The organism is Streptomyces monticola (assembly GCF_042665355.1).
GTDB classification, from domain to species: domain Bacteria; phylum Actinomycetota; class Actinomycetes; order Streptomycetales; family Streptomycetaceae; genus Streptomyces; species Streptomyces monticola.
In genome coordinates, this window is the sequence record NZ_JBHTCF010000008.1 from 196,156 (window position 1) to 212,206 (window position 16,051).

The window sequence follows — 16,051 nt, forward strand, 5'->3', positions numbered from 1 at the left end:
CCGCTGTGAGGTGCCCCCAGGACAGGCTGATCATGGCGACGCCGGGGGATACAGATCCCGCGGCAGCTGGGACGCCGCCGCCGAGTCCAGGAGCCACAGCGTGCGCGAGCGGCCGTAGGCACCCGCGGCCGGGGCCTGGATCTCGCCCGCCCCCGAGAGGGCGATCGCCGCGGCCTGCGCCTTGTCCTCGCCGGCCGCGAGCAGCCACACCTCGCGGGCGGAGCGGATCGCGGGCAGCGTCAGGGAGATTCGGGTCGGCGGCGGCTTGGGCGCCCCGTGCACCCCGATCACGGTGCGCTCGGTCTCGCGTACCCCCGGATGCTCGGGGAACAGCGAGGCGACATGGGTGTCCGGGCCGACGCCGAGGAGCAGCACGTCGAAGGAGGGTGCCTCCGCGTGGTTCTCCGGCTGCGCGGCGGCGGCCAGTTCGGCGGCGTACGCCTCCGCCGCGGCGTCCGCGTCACCGCCGTACGGGCCGTCCGAGGCCGGCATCGGATGAACCCGGGCCGGGTCGAGCGGCACCGAGTCGAGCAGCGCCTCGCGGGCCTGGGTGACATTGCGCTCCGGGTCGCCGTCGGGCAGGAAGCGCTCGTCGCCCCACCACAGGTCGAGCCGGGACCAGTCGATCGCGTCCCGTGCGGGGGACGCGCCGAGCGCGGCCAGCAGACCGTTGCCGTTGCGGCCGCCGGTGAGGACCACGGACGCCGAGCCGCGGGCGGCCTGTGCGTCCACGATCTTCGTGATCAGCCGGGCCGCCGCGGCCTGTGCCATCAGCTCCTTGTCGCGGTGGACGACGAGCTGCGGTGCCGTGGTCACTTGGACGCCGCCTTGGTCGATCCGGAGCCCGAAGCGGCCTTCTTGGCAGGGGCCTTGGCGGCCTTCTTGGCGGGAGCGGCCGCGGTGCCGTCGGCCGAGTCCGGGCCCGAAGCCGTGGCCGCGGGGACCGTCTTCGCCTCGGCCGGCTCGCCCAGCCGGTCCACGCCGTACTTCAGCGCGGAGGCGTAGGTGTCGTCCGGGTCGAGCCGGCGCAGCTCCTCCGCGATCAGCTCGGCCGTCTCGCGCCGCTTGAGCGCCACCGCGCGGTCCGGCTGGCCCTGCATCGAGAGCGTCGCCAGGGAGCCGTCGGCGCGGTCCAGGACGATCGGACCGCAGTCGGTCTCCATGCGGACGGCTGTCAGACCGGGGCCGCTGGAGAGCGAGCGCTTGACCGGGACGTCGAGCCGGTCCGCGAGCCACATGGCGAGCAGCTCGCAGCTCGGGTTGAACTCCTCGCCCTCCACCTCGACCGATGTGACCTGGCAGGTCACCTGGTCGAGCGCGGCGGCCAGCATCGAACGCCACGGGGTGATCCGGGTCCAGGACAGGTCCGTGTCACCGGGGGTGTAGGTGTCCGCGCGTCCGGCCAGCTCCTGGATGGGCTGCTCGGCCGAGTAGGTGTCGGTCACACGGCGCTGGGCGAGCGCGCCGAGCGCGTCGCCGGCCGGGTCGAGCGGTGCGTTCACCGGCCACCACACGACCACCGGGGCGTCCGGCAGGAGCAGCGGCAGGACCACCGACTGGGCGTGGTTGATGACATCGCCGTACAGGCGCAGGATCACCGTCTCGCCGGTGCCGGCGTCCGCGCCCACCCGTACCTCGGCGTCGAGACGCGAGGAGGTGCGGTCACGGGGCGAGCGCGAGACCCGCTTGATGACGACGAGGGTGCGCGAGGGGTGCTCGCGCGAGGCCTCGCTCGCCGCCTTCAGGGCGTCGTACGCGTTCTCCTCGTCGGTGACGATGACCAGCGTGAGCACCATGCCGACGGCGGGGGAGCCGATGGCACGGCGGCCTTTCACAAGGGCCTTGTTGACCTTGCTGGCTGTGGTGTCCGTAAGGTCGATCTTCATGGCCGACGCCAGCTCCGTCCGTCTCGTTCGAGCATTTCGTCCGCCTCGACGGGGCCCCAGGTGCCCGACGCGTACTGCGCGGGCTTGCCGTTCTTCTCCCAGTGGTCCTCGATCGGGTCGAGGATCTTCCAGGACAGCTCGACCTCCTCGGTGCGCGGGAAGAGGTTCGAGTCGCCGAGCAGGACGTCCAGGATGAGGCGCTCGTACGCCTCCGGGCTGGACTCCGTGAAGGACTCGCCGTACGCGAAGTCCATGGACACGTCCCGGACTTCCATCGAGGTGCCGGGCACCTTCGAGCCGAACCGCACGGTGACACCCTCGTCCGGCTGCACCCGGATCACCAGGGCGTTGTGCCCCAGCTCCTCGGTCGCGGTGTGGTCGAAGGGGGAGTGCGGGGCGCGCTGGAAGACCACGGCGATCTCGGTGACGCGGCGGCCGAGGCGCTTGCCGGTGCGCAGATAGAACGGGACGCCCGCCCAGCGGCGGTTGTCGATCTCCAGCTTCACCGCGGCGTAGGTGTCGGTCTTCGACTTGGCGTCGATGCCGTCCTCTTGGAGGTAGCCGATGACCTTCTCGCCGCCCTGCCAGCCGGCCGCGTACTGGCCGCGGACTGTGTCCTTGGACAGGTCCTTGGGCAGCTTCACCGCGCCGAGGACCTTGGTCTTCTCGGCGGCGAGCGCATCCGCGTCGAAGGAGGAGGGCTCCTCCATCGCGGTCAGGGCGAGCAGTTGGAGGAGGTGGTTCTGGATGACGTCACGGGCGGCGCCGATGCCGTCGTAGTACCCGGCGCGGCCGCCGATGCCGATGTCCTCGGCCATGGTGATCTGTACATGGTCGACGTACGACCGGTTCCAGATCGGCTCGAAGAGGGTGTTGGCGAAGCGGAGCGCCAGGATGTTCTGGACGGTCTCCTTGCCGAGGTAGTGGTCGATACGGAAGACCTGGTCGGGCTTGAAGACCTCGTGCACGATGGCGTTGAGCTCCTGCGCGGAGGTCAGATCGTGCCCGAAGGGCTTCTCGATGACCGCGCGGCGCCACGAGCCGTCGTTCTGGTCGGCCATGCCGTGCTTCTTCAGCTGCTGCACGACCTTGGGGAAGAACTTCGGCGGCACCGACAGATAGAAGGCGAAGTTGCCGCCCGTGCCCTGTGCCTTGTCGAGTTCCTCGATCGTGCCGCGAAGGGTTTCGAAGGCCTGGTCGTCGTCGAAGGTGCCCTGCACGAACCGCATGCCCTGGATGAGCTGCTGCCAGACCTCCTCACGAAAAGGGGTCCGGGAGTGCTGCTTGACCGCGTCGTGCACTTCCTGCGCGAAGTCCTCGTCCTGCCACTCGCGGCGGGCGAAGCCGATGAGCGAGAAGCCCGGCGGCAGGAGCCCGCGGTTGGCCAGGTCGTAGACGGCGGGCATCAGCTTCTTACGGGACAAATCGCCCGTGACGCCAAAGATCACCAGGCCCGACGGCCCCGCGATACGCGGGAGCCGTCGGTCAAGTGCGTCACGAAGCGGGTTGGCTCCGTCGACTGTGGGGGACACGGTCTCAGGCCTCCGAAGGGGCGAGGCGCTTGAGCTCCGCCTCGGTGGACTTGAGCAGGTCGTTCCAGGAGGCCTCGAACTTCTCGACGCCCTCGTCCTCCAGGAGCTGCACCACGTCGTCGTAGGAGATCCCCAGCTTCTCGACGGCGTCGAGCTCGGCGCGGGCCTCGACATAGGTGCCGCTCACCTTGTCGCCGGTGATCTCACCGTGGTCGGCGGTGGCCTCGAGGGTCGCCTCCGGCATGGTGTTCACGGTGTTCGGCGCGACCAGGTCGTCGACGTACAGGGTGTCCTTGTACGCCGGGTCCTTCACACCGGTCGACGCCCACAGCGGACGCTGCTTGTTGGCGCCGGCCTTGTCCAGGGCCGCCCAGCGGTCGGAGGAGAAGACCTCTTCGTAAGCCTGGTACGCCAGACGGGCGTTGGCCAGGGCGGCCTTGCCGCGCAGCTCCTTGGCGGCGTCCGAGCCGATGCCCTCCAGGCGCTTGTCGATCTCGGTGTCCACGCGGGACACGAAGAACGACGCCACCGAGTGGATCTGCGACAGGTCGAGGCCCGCGGCCTTCGCCTTCTCCAGACCCGCCTGGTAGGCGTCCATGACCTCGCGGTAGCGCTCGAGCGAGAAGATCAGCGTGACGTTGACGCTGATGCCCTTGCCGATGACCTCGGTGATCGCGGGCAGACCGGCCTTGGTCGCCGGGATCTTGATCAGGGTGTTGGGGCGGTCCACCAGCCAGGCCAGCTGCTTGGCCTCGGCGACCGTGGCCGCGGTGTTGTGCGCCAGGCGCGGGTCGACCTCGATCGACACCCGGCCGTCCTTGCCGCCGGTGGCGTCGAACACCGGGCGCAGGATGTCGGCCGCGTCCCGTACATCCGCCGTGGTGATCATGCGGATGGCTTCCTCGACGGTGACCTTGCGGGCGGCGAGGTCGGCGAGCTGCTGCTCGTAACCGTCACCGCTGGAGATCGCCTTCTGGAAGATCGACGGGTTGGTCGTGACGCCCACGACGTGCTGCTGGTCGATCAGTTCGGCCAGGTTGCCGGACGTGATCCGCTTGCGCGACAGGTCGTCCAGCCAGATCGCGACGCCTTCTTCAGAGAGGCGCTTCAGTGCGTCTGTCATGGAAATTGCATCTCCTGCTGTTTGGGATAAGTCGTCGTATATGAGCGTCAGCGCCGAGCGGCTTCGAGAGATTCCTTGGCGGCGGCGGTCACCGCGTCGGCAGTGAAGCCGAACTCGCGGAAGAGGACCTTGCCGTCGGCGGAAGCGCCGAAGTGCTCGAGGGAAACGATGCGTCCCGCGTCGCCGACGAACCGGTGCCAGGTGAGCCCGATGCCGGCCTCGACCGCCACACGCGCCTTCACCGCGGGCGGCAGCACCGAGTCCCGGTACCCCTGGTCCTGCGCCTCGAACCACTCCACGCACGGCATGGAGACCACGCGCGCCGGGACACCCGCGGCCTGCAGCTGCTCGCGCGCCTCGACGGCGAGCTGCACCTCGGAGCCGGTGCCGATGAGCACGACCTGCGGGTCGCCGCCTTCGGCCTCGAAGAGCACGTAACCGCCCTTCGCCGCGTCCTCGTTGCGCTCGTACGTCGGCACACCCTGACGCGTCAGGGCCAGACCGTGCGGGGCGCCCTTGCCGAACTCCTTGGTGTAGCGCTTGAGGATCTCGCGCCAGGCGATCGCCGTCTCGTTGGCGTCCGCGGGGCGGACCACGTTCAGCCCCGGGATGGCCCGCAGCGTGGCCAGGTGCTCCACCGGCTGGTGGGTGGGGCCGTCCTCGCCGAGGCCGATCGAGTCATGGGTCCAGACGTAGGTCACCGGGAGGTGCATCAGGGCCGACAGGCGCACCGCGTTGCGCATGTAGTCGGAGAACACCAGGAAGGTGCCGCCGTAGATACGCGTGTGGCCGTGCAGCGCGATGCCGTTCATGGCCGCGGCCATGGCGTGCTCGCGGATGCCGAAGTGGATGGTGCGGCCGTACGGGTCCGCGCCCGGCAGCGGGTTGCCCGCCGGCAGGAACGAACTCGTCTTGTCGATCGTGGTGTTGTTGGAGCCCGCCAGGTCGGCCGAGCCGCCCCACAGCTCCGGGATCACCGCGCCGAGGGCCTGCAGGATCTTGCCGGAGGCCGCCCGGGTCGCCACGCCCTTGCCGGTCTCGAACTCCGGGAGCTTCTCCTCCCAGCCCGCGGGCAGCTCGCTCGCCTGCATCCGGTCGAACTCGGCGGCGCGCTCCGGGTTGGCGGTGCGCCACGCGGCGAAGGACTTCTCCCACTCCGCCTTGGTCTGCTCACCGCGCTCAACGGCCTTACGGGTGTGGGAGATCACCTCGTCCGCGACGTCGAAGGACTTCTCGGGGTCGAAGCCCAGGACGCGCTTGGTGGCGGCCACTTCCTCGTCGCCGAGCGCCGAGCCGTGCGCGGCCTCGGTGTTCTGCGCGTTCGGCGCGGGCCAGGCGATGATCGAGCGGGCCGCGATGAACGACGGGCGCTCGGTCTCCGCCTTGGCCGCCTGCAGCGCCTTGAACAGACCCTCCGGGTCCAGGTCGCCGCTCGGCAGCTGCTCGACGCGCTGCACGTGCCAGCCGTAGGCCTCGTAGCGCTTGAGGGTGTCCTCGGAGACGGCGGTCTCCGTGTCGCCCTCGATCGAGATGTGGTTGTCGTCCCACAGCATCACGAGGTTGCCGAGCTTCTGGTGCCCGGCGAGCGAGGACGCCTCCGCGGAGATGCCCTCCTGCAGACAGCCGTCACCGGCGATGACCCAGATGGTGTGGTCGAAGGGGGACTCGCCCGCGGCGGCCTCCGGGTCGAACAGACCACGCTCGTAGCGGGCGGCCATGGCCATGCCCACGGCGTTCGCCACACCCTGGCCGAGCGGGCCCGTGGTGGTCTCGACGCCGGTCGTGTGGCCGTACTCCGGGTGGCCCGGGGTCTTCGAGCCCCAGGTGCGGAACGCCTCGAGGTCGTCCAGCTCAAGGCCGTATCCGGCCAGGTACAGCTGGATGTACAAGGTCAGGGACGAGTGGCCTGCGGAGAGCACGAACCGGTCGCGGCCCACCCAGTCCGCATCCGCCGGATCGTGCCGCATCACCTTCTGGAAGAGGGTGTACGCGGCGGGAGCGAGGCTCATGGCCGTACCGGGATGGCCGTTGCCGACCTTCTGCACGGCATCCATGGCCAGGACGCGGACGGTGTCAACGGCCCGCTGGTCCAGATCGGTCCACTCGAGTTCTGTGGTGGTCGGCTTGGTGCTCACCCTGGGTCAGGGCTCCTCTCCACATGCTCTACATGTCGAATCCATGTAATTCCCCAGCGCCGTCGCGCACCGGGTGCTGTCGAGCCTACCGCCGCGCGAGCGTGCATTTTTTCGAGTCATTCCAGACTGCAGGGGCTGTGGCATGTTCGCCTCTTGAGCAGTCTTTTCACTGATCTCCTGAGCGCTTTGCCGCTCATTCCGCGCGGCGGTGTCCCGGCCCCGTGACCGCGCCCGGTTCACCCTCGGGAACAGCGGCCGATTCCTCCTTTGCGGCACCCCGGCCAACACGACCCACCCCCGCGAAGAGCCGGGTATGGGCAACGTCTACAGTGGCGTGGTACGCGCGAGCCTTTACCGGGTCTTCACGTCAGGTGACACCGATCGGTCGGCTTGCTGGGAGTCTGTGTCAGGGGTGTGCGTGACGGCCGTTGAATCCCGTCCTGCGGGTGGGGGCACCGCCGAAGACCCGGCGGCTGCGGAGGAGCTCGGGACGAGCCCGGGCAATCCGTCGTTCAGGGCCCGCGTCATGGCGTTCGTGGCCCTGACGAAGCCGCGCATCATCGAACTGCTGCTCATCACCACCGTTCCGGTGATGTTCCTCGCCGAGCAGGGTGTGCCCAACCTGTGGCTGGTCTTCGCCACCTGCTTCGGCGGCTATCTGTCCGCTGGCGGCGCCAACGCGCTGAACATGTGGTACGACCGGGACATCGACGCGCTCATGGAGCGCACGGCCAACCGGCCGCTCGTCACCGGCGTCGTCAGCCCCCGCGAGGGCCTGGTCTTCGGTATCGCCCTCGCCGTGGTCTCCACGGTCTGGTTCGGCCTGTTCGTCAACTGGTTCTCGGCCTGGCTCGCGCTCGGCGCCCTGCTCTTCTACGTCGTGGTCTACACGATGATCCTGAAGCGCCGGACCGCGCAGAACATCGTGTGGGGCGGGATCGCCGGGTGCCTGCCGGTCCTCATCGGCTGGTCGTCGGTGACCAACTCCCTTTCCTGGGCGGCGGTCATCCTCTTCATGGTGATGTTCTTCTGGACGCCGCCGCACTACTGGCCGCTGTCCATGAAGGTGAAGGACGACTACGCGCGCGTGGGCGTGCCGATGCTGCCGGTCATCGCCTCCAACAAGGTCGTGGCCCGGCAGATCGTGATCTACAGCTGGGTGATGGTCGCCATCTCGCTGCTGCTGCAGCCGCTCGGCTACACGGGCTGGTTCTACACCGCGGTCGCGCTCCTGACCGGTGGCTTCTGGCTCTGGGAGGCGCACGGCCTGCAGGCCAGGGCCAAGGCCGGGGTGACGGGCGGGAAGCTGAAGGAGATGCGGCTCTTCCACTGGTCGATCACCTACGTGTCGCTGCTGTTCGTCGCGGTCGCCGTGGACCCGTTCCTGCGCTGACCTCCGTGACGCCGCGAAGCCGGGCGGGACTCCTGAGGGAGTCCCGCCCGGCTTTTGCGTGGCCGAGGCCACGTCACCCGGCCGTCGCCCGTTCGTTTACCCGCCGGTAGCATCCTGCTCATGGCAGACACCAAGGCTGAAGAGACCCCCGGCACCGACGCTCGCGCCGAGCGGAAGGTGGCCAGGCTGGCCCGGCAGATCGACACCTTCGCCAAGGCCCACGGCGGTGCCGAGGCGCAGGTCGCGTACATCGGGCAGCGCGGTTCGCGGATCGTGCTCGTCGGCGAGGACGGCGCCTGGGGCGACCTCGTGGCCCCCACCGACGCCCTCGCGCACAAAGCCGTGGAGAAGGCCGGGATCACCGTGCACGAGGCCTTCGACGGCGAGTTCGCGGCGAAGGTGAAGACCGGCCCGTACGAGTGGTCGCGGATGGCGGGCATCCAGGTCGGAGGCCCGAGCAACACCTGAGGCCGGGTTCACCCGTTAGGACCGTAGAGGCACGACGGTCCACGAGGACCGCAGCGGCATGACGGTCCACGCACGGGAGCCCGGATGATCGAGACACCGCCCCTGGTGGACCAGTACTGCCATGGGGTGCTGCGTACGGAACTGGGGCTCGGCACCTTCGAGGCCCATCTCGGCCGGGGCGACGGCCCGCCCGCCCCCGGCACCACCTTCTTCGACACCCAGACGGGCTTCGCGGTACGCCGCTGGTGCCCGCCGCTGCTCGGTCTCGAACCGCACTGCCCGCCCGCCCGCTATCTGGCCCGCCGCCGTGAGCTCGGTGTCATCGAGGCGGGCCGGCGGCTGCTGCGGGCCACCGGCATCAGCACCTATCTGGTCGACACGGGCCTGCCAGGCGATCTCACCGGACCGCCCGAACTGGCCGCGGCGGGCGCTGCGGAGGCCCACGAGATCGTCCGCCTGGAGTTACTGGCCGAGCAGGTCGCCGACACCTCGGGGACCGTCGAGTCCTTCCTCGCCAACCTCGCCGAGTCCGTGCACGGCGCGGCCGCGGGCGCCGTCGCCTTCGCCTCGGTCGCGGGCGCGCGGCACGGCTGCGCCCTCGCGCCCGAGCCGCCGGGAGCGGGGGAGGTGCGGGGCGCGGCGGCCCGCTGGCTCGCCGCCCGTGAGGTCGGCGGGCAGCTCAGCGACCCCGTGCTGCTGCGGCATCTGCTGTGGATCGCGGTCGCGTCCGGCCTGCCGCTGCAGCTGCACGCGGGCTCGGGCGACCCGCAGTCCTACGTCGGGGAGTTCGCCCGGGCCACCGCAGGGCTCGGCACCGATGTGGTGCTGCTGCACGGCTACCCGTACCACCGCCACGCGGCACATCTCGCGGGTGTCTTCCCGCATGTCTACGCCGACCTGGGCCCGGCCCTGGTGCGCACCGGGGCGCGGGCGGCGAGTCTGCTCGCGGAGGTGCTCGAACTCGCCCCGTTCGGCAAGCTGTTGTTCTCCAGCGGCGCCCACGGCCTGCCCGAACTCCATGTGGTCGGGGCCCATTTGTTCCGTGAGGCGCTCGGCCGGGTGCTCGGCGGCTGGGTCGCCGAGGGCGCCTGGTCGCGTGGTGACGCGGACCGGGTGGCGGGACTGATCGCGGCGGGGAACGCCCGCAGGGTGTACGGGCTCGCGGCGGCTTGAGGGCCCGGCGGGCGGACCCGGCGTACCGGCGTACCGGCCTAGCGCGCCGCGGTCAGCTCCGGGTCGTCGCTCTGTGCCGGGATACCGGGCTCGCTCAGCGGCCGCTCACGCATCGCGAGCAGCACCCGGATCACCGCGATCCACACCAGGCAGGAGCCCAGCATGTGGGCGCCGACCAGGACCTCCGGCAGATCCGTGAAGTACTGCACGTATCCGATCACGCCCTGCGCGAGCAGGATCAGGAACAGCTCACGGGTGCGGGAAAGGGGGCCCTTGGGGGCGTCGACGGCCTTGAGGACGAACCACAGCGCGAACGTCAGGGTCACCACGATCCAGGCGAGCACCGCGTGCAGCTTGCTGACGGTCTCCCAGTCGATCGGCATCCGCGGTACGTCGCTGGAGTCGCCCGCGTGCGGTCCCGCACCGGTGACCACGGTGCCGACGGCGACGAGCAGACCCGCGGCCACGGTCAGGAACCAGACCAGCTGCAGCACGGCCTTGCCGACCAGCGGGCGCGGTGCCGCGTCGCCCTCGCGGGTACGGGTCCACATCACGGTGGCCACCGTGATCAGCGCGGTGGAGAGCAGGAAGTGCGCGGCGACCGTGTACGGGTTGAGGCCGACGAGGACCACGATGCCGCCGAGGATCGCGTTACCCATGACCAGCCAGAACTGGAGCCAGCCCAGACGGGTCAGATCCCGGCGCATCGGCTTCTGGGAGCGGGCCGCGATGATCGCCCAGCCGACGGCCGCGCACAGTACGTACGCCAGCATGCGGTTGCCGAACTCGATGACGCCGTGGAAGCCCATCTCGCTGGTCGCGGTCAGGGAGTCGGCGGTGCACTTGGGCCAGGTCGGGCAGCCGAGGCCGGAGCCGGTCAGCCGGACGGCTCCGCCGGTCACCACGATGACGCAGCTCATGACGAGCGCGGAGAGCGCCGCGAGCCGGACCGTCCGGGTTTCGGGAGTCCAGCGCTCGGCGATGAAGGCCAGCGGATTGCGCGCGGCTTGAGCCAGTTCGGCTCGGGTCAACTTCGGCACGCGCCCCATCGTAGAGGGGGCCTTGTGCATCCGTTCACGAGGGGCGCGTGAAGCGGGTCACCGGGCTTTTCCGCCGGCTTTTCTGCCGCTTTTTCCCGCGGCTTCGCGGCGAAGGCTCCGCGGCGGAGGCCCCCGCCGTTCCCCGCTACTCCCAGCGGAAGAAGCGGGCCGCGGCGCCGAGTCCGAGTACCGCCCACACGGCGAGGATTCCGGCCGCGCCCCACGGCGTCGCCGCGCCGTGCTGCAGGACGTCGCGCAGCCCGTCCGAGAGCGCCGAGATCGGCAGCAGGCCGAGGACCGACTGCGCGGTGTCGGGGAACTTGTCGAGCGGCACGATCACACCGCCGCCCACGAGCAGGAGCAGGAAGACCAGATTCGCGGCGGCGAGGGTGGCCTCGGCCTTCAGGGTTCCCGCCATCAGCAGCCCGAGCCCGGAGAAGGCCGCGGTGCCGAGGACGAGCAGGAGGAGTACGGCGAGCGGGCCGCCCTGCGGCGACCAGCCGAGGGCGAGCGCGATCACCGTGAGCAGCGCGATCTGCAGCACCTCGGTGACCAGGACCGACAGGGTCTTCGCGGTCATCAGCGCCCAGCGGGGCAGCGGTGAGGTGCCGAGCAGCTTGAGTACGCCGTAGCGCCGCTCGAAGCCGGTGGCGATGGCCTGCCCGGTGAACGCCGTCGACATCACGGCCAGGGCCAGGACGCCGGGCGCGAGGAAGTCGACCGCCTTGCCGTCGCCCGTGTCGATGATGTCGACCGTGGAGAACAGGACCAGCAGGAGCGAGGGGATGACGACGGTGAGCAGCAGCTGCTCGCCGTTGCGCAGCAGCATCTTCGTCTCGAGGGCCGTCTGCGCCGCGATCATCCGCCCGACCGGGGCGGCCCCCGGCTTCGGCGTATATGTGCTCAGGACGCGGTCGCTCATCCGCGCAGCTCCTTACCGGTCAGCTCCAGGAAGACGTCTTCGAGGGTGTGCCGCTCCACCGAGATCTTCTCCGGCATGACTCCGTGCTGGGCGCACCAGGACGTGACCGTGGCGAGCAGCTGGGGGTCGACGGTGCCGGTGACCCGGTACGAGCCGGGGGTGAGTTCGGCCGCGGCGGTTTCCATGGGCAGGGCCTTGAGGAGCGAGGCGATGTCGAGCCCAGGGCGGCCGGTGAAGCGCAGGGTGTTCTCGGCGCCTCCCTTGCACAGCTGCTCGGGGCTGCCCTGGGCGACGACCTTGCCCTCGTCGATGATCGCCACGTCGTCGGCGAGCTGCTCGGCCTCGTCCATGTAGTGCGTGGTGAGGATGGTCGATACGCCGTCGGTGCGCAGATCGCGCACGAGATCCCAGGTGGCGCGGCGGGCCTGTGGATCGAGGCCCGCGGTGGGCTCGTCGAGGAAGACGAGCTCGGGGCGGCCGACGACGGCCATCGCGAGGGCGAGGCGCTGCTGCTGCCCGCCGGAAAGGCGTCGGTAGGTCGTACGGCCGCAACTGCCGAGCCCCAGGCGTTCGATGAGGGCGTCCACGTCCAGGGGGTGGGCGTGCAGTTTGGCGATGTGGCGCAGCATCTCGTCGGCGCGGGCACCGGAGTAGACGCCGCCGGACTGCAGCATCACGCCGATCCGGGGCCGCAGGGCGGCGGCCTGCGCGATCGGGTCGAGGCCGAGGACGCGGACCTGCCCCGCGTCCGGGCGGCGATAGCCCTCGCACGTCTCGACCGTTGTCGTCTTGCCCGCGCCGTTGGGGCCGAGTACGGCGGTGATGCCCGCGCGGGCCGTGAGGTCGAGGCCGTCGACCGCGGTCTTCGATCCGTACCGCTTCACCAGGCCGCGTACCTGGAGGACACCGCCATCGACGGGCTCTTCATGCATGCCGCGCAGTCTAGAGAGGGGTCCTAGGTCCTGGGGACAGGGGTCCCGGGGGCCTGGCATCTGGTGACGTTCACAGGCAGACCGGGACGGGTCGGTGCTCGTAGCGTCGAAGGAGTGATCAGCATGGCGAAGAACCTCGACGAGACGACCCTGCAGGCGGTGCACAAGGCCCACGAGCTGCGGCGGCCACCGCGCTATCTGGTCTCCGCGATGCTCGCCGGCGCCTTCATCGGTGTCGGTGAGGTGCTGCTCCTGACGGCCGCTTCGCCGCTGGTGGCAAGTCACTCGGCGGCCACGAAGCTGGTCGAGGGCGCGGTCTTCCCGCTCGCCATCACGATGGTGATGTTCGCGGGCGCCCAGCTGTTCACCAGCAATGTGATGGTGATGCTCTTCGGCGCCCTGTCGGGGCGCACCGGCGTCAGGGACCTGGTGGGGTCCTGGTCGCTCTCGCTCTTCGGGAACTTCCTGGGCGCGCTCGGCTTCGGGGCGATGGTGCACGCCTCGGGGGTCACTTCGAGCGGCCCGGCACAGGCGATGCTCAAGGAGCTGGTCGCCGGCAAGAACGCGCTCGACGGCGGGCAGATCTTCTGGCGCGCGGTGCTCTGCAACATGCTGGTCTGCCTCGGCATCTGGATGTTCACCCGGGCCCAGGGCGACGGCGCCAAGTCGTTCGTGCTGTGGCTGCCGGTCTTCGTGTTCGTGGCGGCGGGCTTCGAGCACTGCGTGGCGAACATGTCGCTGTACGGCCTGGCGATCTTCGACGGCAGCGCGTCGTTCGCCGATCTCTTCCGCAACCTGGCCTTCTCGGTGCCGGGCAACATCGTGGGTGGCGGGCTCCTCGTGGCCGGTGCGTACTGGTTCAGCACGGGGGCCAGGCGGGCGGAATTCGGGCGCCGGGACGCGGTGGCCGCGGGGGAGCCGGTGGTGCCGGTGGTGCCGGTGGTGTCCGAGGCGCCGGCGGTGTCCGAGGTGCCCGCCGGGGGAGAGCCGGTGGCGCCGGTGGCGCCCGTCGCGGCGGCCGCGCAGGAGCTGGTGGGTTCTGACCAGCGGTGACCCCCGGGATGCCGCTCCCTTCGTGGCAACGTACACAAATTAGGTAACCCTTAGTGATCGAGGCCACCGGAGGGTGGCTTGAGCGCGGGTTGTCGGGGCCTGAGGAATTACGCAACAATGGCGTTGTGAAAAACGTCGGCGAGGCTCCGCAGGAGGAACTCGCGACCGGGGAGCGCAGCACGCGCAACCGTGTCGCGCGGTCCATCCTGGACCACGGCCCGTCCACCGTGGCCGAGCTCGCGGGACGTCTCGGTCTCACCCAGGCGGCGGTGCGCCGTCATCTCGACACCCTGGTCGCCGACGATGTCGTGGCCCCCCGTGAGCAGCGCGTTTACGGTACGCGCGGCCGGGGCCGCCCGGCCAAGGTGTTCGCGCTCACCGACTGCGGCCGGGACGCCTTCGACCAGTCCTACGACAAGCTCGCCGCCGAGGCCCTGCGCTGGATCTCCCAGTCGGCCGGCGGCGGTGACCTCGGGGAGGCCGCGGTCGCGGCCTTCGCCCGGGCCCGGCTTGCCGCCACGGCCGAGAAATACAGCGAGCAGCTGGCCGGTGTCGCGCCCGAGGAGCGCGCGGAGGCCCTGGCCAGGGCACTGACGGCCGACGGGTACGCTGCTACAGCGCGTAGCGCACCGGTCGGCGAGCAGCTGTGTCAGCACCACTGCCCGGTCGCCCATGTCGCCGAGCAGTTCCCGCAGCTGTGCGAGGCGGAGACGGAGTTCTTCAGCCATCTGCTCGGTACTCATGTGCAGCGACTGGCCACCATCGCCCACGGGGACGGAGTGTGCACCACATTCATTCCCCGTAAAGAGACCGTCCGCGAGACCGTCTCGCCACAGCCACAACCGAAGACCACCACAGCATCTGCAAGCACGGCCGGGAGGAACCCCGCATGACTCTCCCCATCGAGGAGACTGCCCACCCCGAACTCGAGGGTCTGGGCAAGTACGAATACGGCTGGGCCGACTCCGACGCGGCCGGTGCCGCAGCCAAGCGCGGTCTGAACGAGGACGTCGTCCGTGACATCTCGTCCAAGAAGGACGAGCCCGAGTGGATGACCAAGCTCCGTCTCAAGGGCCTCAGGCTCTTCGAGAAGAAGCCCATGCCCAACTGGGGTTCGGACCTCTCCGGCATCGACTTCGACAACATCAAGTACTTCGTGCGGTCCACCGAGAAGCAGGCCCAGTCCTGGGAGGACCTGCCCGAGGACATCAAGAACACCTACGACAAGCTCGGCATCCCCGAGGCGGAGAAGCAGCGCCTCGTCGCCGGCGTCGCCGCCCAGTACGAGTCCGAGGTCGTCTACCACCAGATCCGTGAGGACCTGGAGGAGCAGGGCGTCATCTTCGTCGACACCGACACCGCCCTGAAGGAGCACGAGGAGCTCTTCAAGGAGTACTTCGGCACCGTCATCCCGGTCGGCGACAACAAGTTCGCCTCGCTCAACACCGCGGTGTGGTCCGGCGGCTCCTTCATCTACGTGCCGAAGGGCGTGCACGTGGAGATCCCGCTCCAGGCCTACTTCCGCATCAACACCGAGAACATGGGCCAGTTCGAGCGGACGCTGATCATTGTCGACGAGGACGCCTACGTCCACTACGTCGAGGGCTGCACCGCGCCGATCTACCAGTCGGACTCGCTGCACTCCGCGGTCGTCGAGATCATCGTCAAGAAGGGCGCCCGCTGCCGTTACACGACCATCCAGAACTGGTCGAACAACGTCTACAACCTGGTCACCAAGCGTGCCGTGGCGTACGAGGGCGCGACCATGGAGTGGGTCGACGGCAACATCGGCTCCAAGGTCACGATGAAGTACCCGGCCGTCTACCTGATGGGCGAGCACGCCAAGGGCGAGACCCTGTCCATCGCCTTCGCGGGCGAGGGCCAGCACCAGGACGCCGGCGCCAAGATGGTCCACATGGCCCCGAACACCTCGTCCAACATCGTCTCCAAGTCGGTGGCGCGAGGCGGCGGCCGTACCTCGTACCGCGGTCTGATCGAGATCGGCGAGGGCGCACCGGGCGCGAAGTCCAACGTCCTCTGTGACGCCCTGCTCGTCGACACGATCTCCCGCTCGGACACGTATCCGTACGTGGACGTGCGCGAGGACGACGTGTCCATGGGCCACGAGGCCACCGTCTCCAAGGTCTCCGAGGACCAGCTCTTCTACCTGATGAGCCGGGGCATGAGCGAGTTCGAGGCCATGGCGATGATCGTCCGTGGCTTCGTCGAGCCCATCGCCAAGGAGCTGCCCATGGAGTACGCGCTCGAGCTCAACCGGCTGATCGAGCTCCAGATGGAGGGCGCGGTCGGTTAAGGCCCCCGGTGCCCGGGGCCTGCGCGGCCCCGGGCGCACGGCGCCGACTGCCGTTCCCGTCCCCCTACTTACGTAAGAAA

General features: G+C 69.8%; 14 protein-coding genes. 6 read left to right on the forward strand and 8 right to left on the reverse strand.

Annotated features, from left to right (window positions below; translation table 11 throughout):
- Positions 1–30: 30 nt before the first annotated feature.
- From pgl to tkt, 5 genes are read right to left on the reverse strand one after another with little or no spacing between them, the layout of a single operon-like run.
- Entirely contained in the window at positions 31–816 is a 786-nt protein-coding gene (pgl, locus tag ACFQVC_RS20490; protein WP_381832006.1) for a 6-phosphogluconolactonase, read from the reverse strand.
- Complete coding sequence (opcA, locus tag ACFQVC_RS20495) at positions 813–1,886, reverse strand: glucose-6-phosphate dehydrogenase assembly protein OpcA (RefSeq protein WP_381832008.1); 1,074 nt, start codon at positions 1,884–1,886, stop codon at positions 813–815. The genes pgl and opcA overlap by 4 nt, the downstream gene beginning before the upstream one ends.
- A complete protein-coding gene (zwf, locus tag ACFQVC_RS20500; RefSeq protein WP_381832010.1) occupies positions 1,883–3,418 on the reverse strand; it encodes a glucose-6-phosphate dehydrogenase in 1,536 nt (511 codons plus the stop codon). Before zwf ends, opcA begins: the two co-directional genes overlap by 4 nt.
- A gap of 4 nt (positions 3,419–3,422) precedes the next feature.
- Positions 3,423–4,541: a transaldolase gene (gene tal / locus ACFQVC_RS20505; protein ID WP_381832012.1), complete on the reverse strand. Its 1,119-nt coding sequence runs from the start codon at positions 4,539–4,541 to the stop codon at positions 3,423–3,425.
- Positions 4,542–4,588: 47 nt separating this feature from the next.
- Positions 4,589–6,676 carry a transketolase gene (gene tkt, locus ACFQVC_RS20510; protein ID WP_381832014.1) on the reverse strand — a complete coding sequence of 696 codons (2,088 nt, stop codon included), beginning with the start codon at positions 6,674–6,676 and terminating at the stop codon, positions 4,589–4,591.
- A gap of 418 nt (positions 6,677–7,094) precedes the next feature.
- Between tkt and ACFQVC_RS20515 the strand changes: the two genes are divergently transcribed.
- From ACFQVC_RS20515 to ACFQVC_RS20525, 3 genes are all read left to right on the forward strand, one after another.
- Positions 7,095–8,069: a heme o synthase gene (locus ACFQVC_RS20515; RefSeq protein ID WP_381832016.1), complete on the forward strand. Its 975-nt coding sequence runs from the start codon at positions 7,095–7,097 to the stop codon at positions 8,067–8,069.
- Between the two features lie 120 nt (positions 8,070–8,189).
- On the forward strand, positions 8,190–8,537 hold the full coding sequence (locus tag ACFQVC_RS20520) for a hypothetical protein (RefSeq protein ID WP_381832017.1): 348 nt from the start codon (positions 8,190–8,192) through the stop codon (positions 8,535–8,537).
- 84 nt (positions 8,538–8,621) lie between these two features.
- The gene (locus tag ACFQVC_RS20525; protein WP_381832019.1) at positions 8,622–9,710 is read left to right on the forward strand and encodes an amidohydrolase family protein; all 1,089 of its coding nucleotides are present in this window, start codon (positions 8,622–8,624) and stop codon (positions 9,708–9,710) included.
- A gap of 38 nt (positions 9,711–9,748) precedes the next feature.
- Here the strand turns inward: ACFQVC_RS20525 and ACFQVC_RS20530 are convergent, their stop codons facing one another.
- The 3 genes from ACFQVC_RS20530 to ACFQVC_RS20540 form a co-directional block, all read right to left on the reverse strand.
- Positions 9,749–10,759: a COX15/CtaA family protein gene (locus ACFQVC_RS20530; protein ID WP_381832020.1), complete on the reverse strand. Its 1,011-nt coding sequence runs from the start codon at positions 10,757–10,759 to the stop codon at positions 9,749–9,751.
- Between the two features lie 136 nt (positions 10,760–10,895).
- Positions 10,896–11,672 carry an ABC transporter permease gene (locus tag ACFQVC_RS20535; protein WP_381832022.1) on the reverse strand — a complete coding sequence of 259 codons (777 nt, stop codon included), beginning with the start codon at positions 11,670–11,672 and terminating at the stop codon, positions 10,896–10,898.
- On the reverse strand, positions 11,669–12,604 hold the full coding sequence (locus ACFQVC_RS20540; protein WP_381832023.1) for an ABC transporter ATP-binding protein: 936 nt from the start codon (positions 12,602–12,604) through the stop codon (positions 11,669–11,671). The genes ACFQVC_RS20535 and ACFQVC_RS20540 overlap by 4 nt, the downstream gene beginning before the upstream one ends.
- Positions 12,605–12,727: 123 nt before the next feature.
- On the opposite strand from ACFQVC_RS20540, the gene ACFQVC_RS20545 reads away from it, so the two are divergent.
- The 3 genes from ACFQVC_RS20545 to sufB all read left to right on the forward strand — a co-directional run bounded on the left by ACFQVC_RS20545 (position 12,728) and on the right by sufB (position 15,971).
- Positions 12,728–13,657, forward strand: a complete 930-nt coding sequence (locus ACFQVC_RS20545; RefSeq protein ID WP_381832024.1) for a formate/nitrite transporter family protein — start codon at positions 12,728–12,730, stop codon at positions 13,655–13,657.
- Positions 13,658–13,782: 125 nt separating this feature from the next.
- A complete protein-coding gene (locus tag ACFQVC_RS20550) occupies positions 13,783–14,550 on the forward strand; it encodes a helix-turn-helix transcriptional regulator (protein WP_381832025.1) in 768 nt (255 codons plus the stop codon).
- Entirely contained in the window at positions 14,547–15,971 is a 1,425-nt protein-coding gene (sufB, locus tag ACFQVC_RS20555) for a Fe-S cluster assembly protein SufB (protein WP_381832027.1), read from the forward strand. Before ACFQVC_RS20550 ends, sufB begins: the two co-directional genes overlap by 4 nt.
- Positions 15,972–16,051 lie beyond the last annotated feature (80 nt).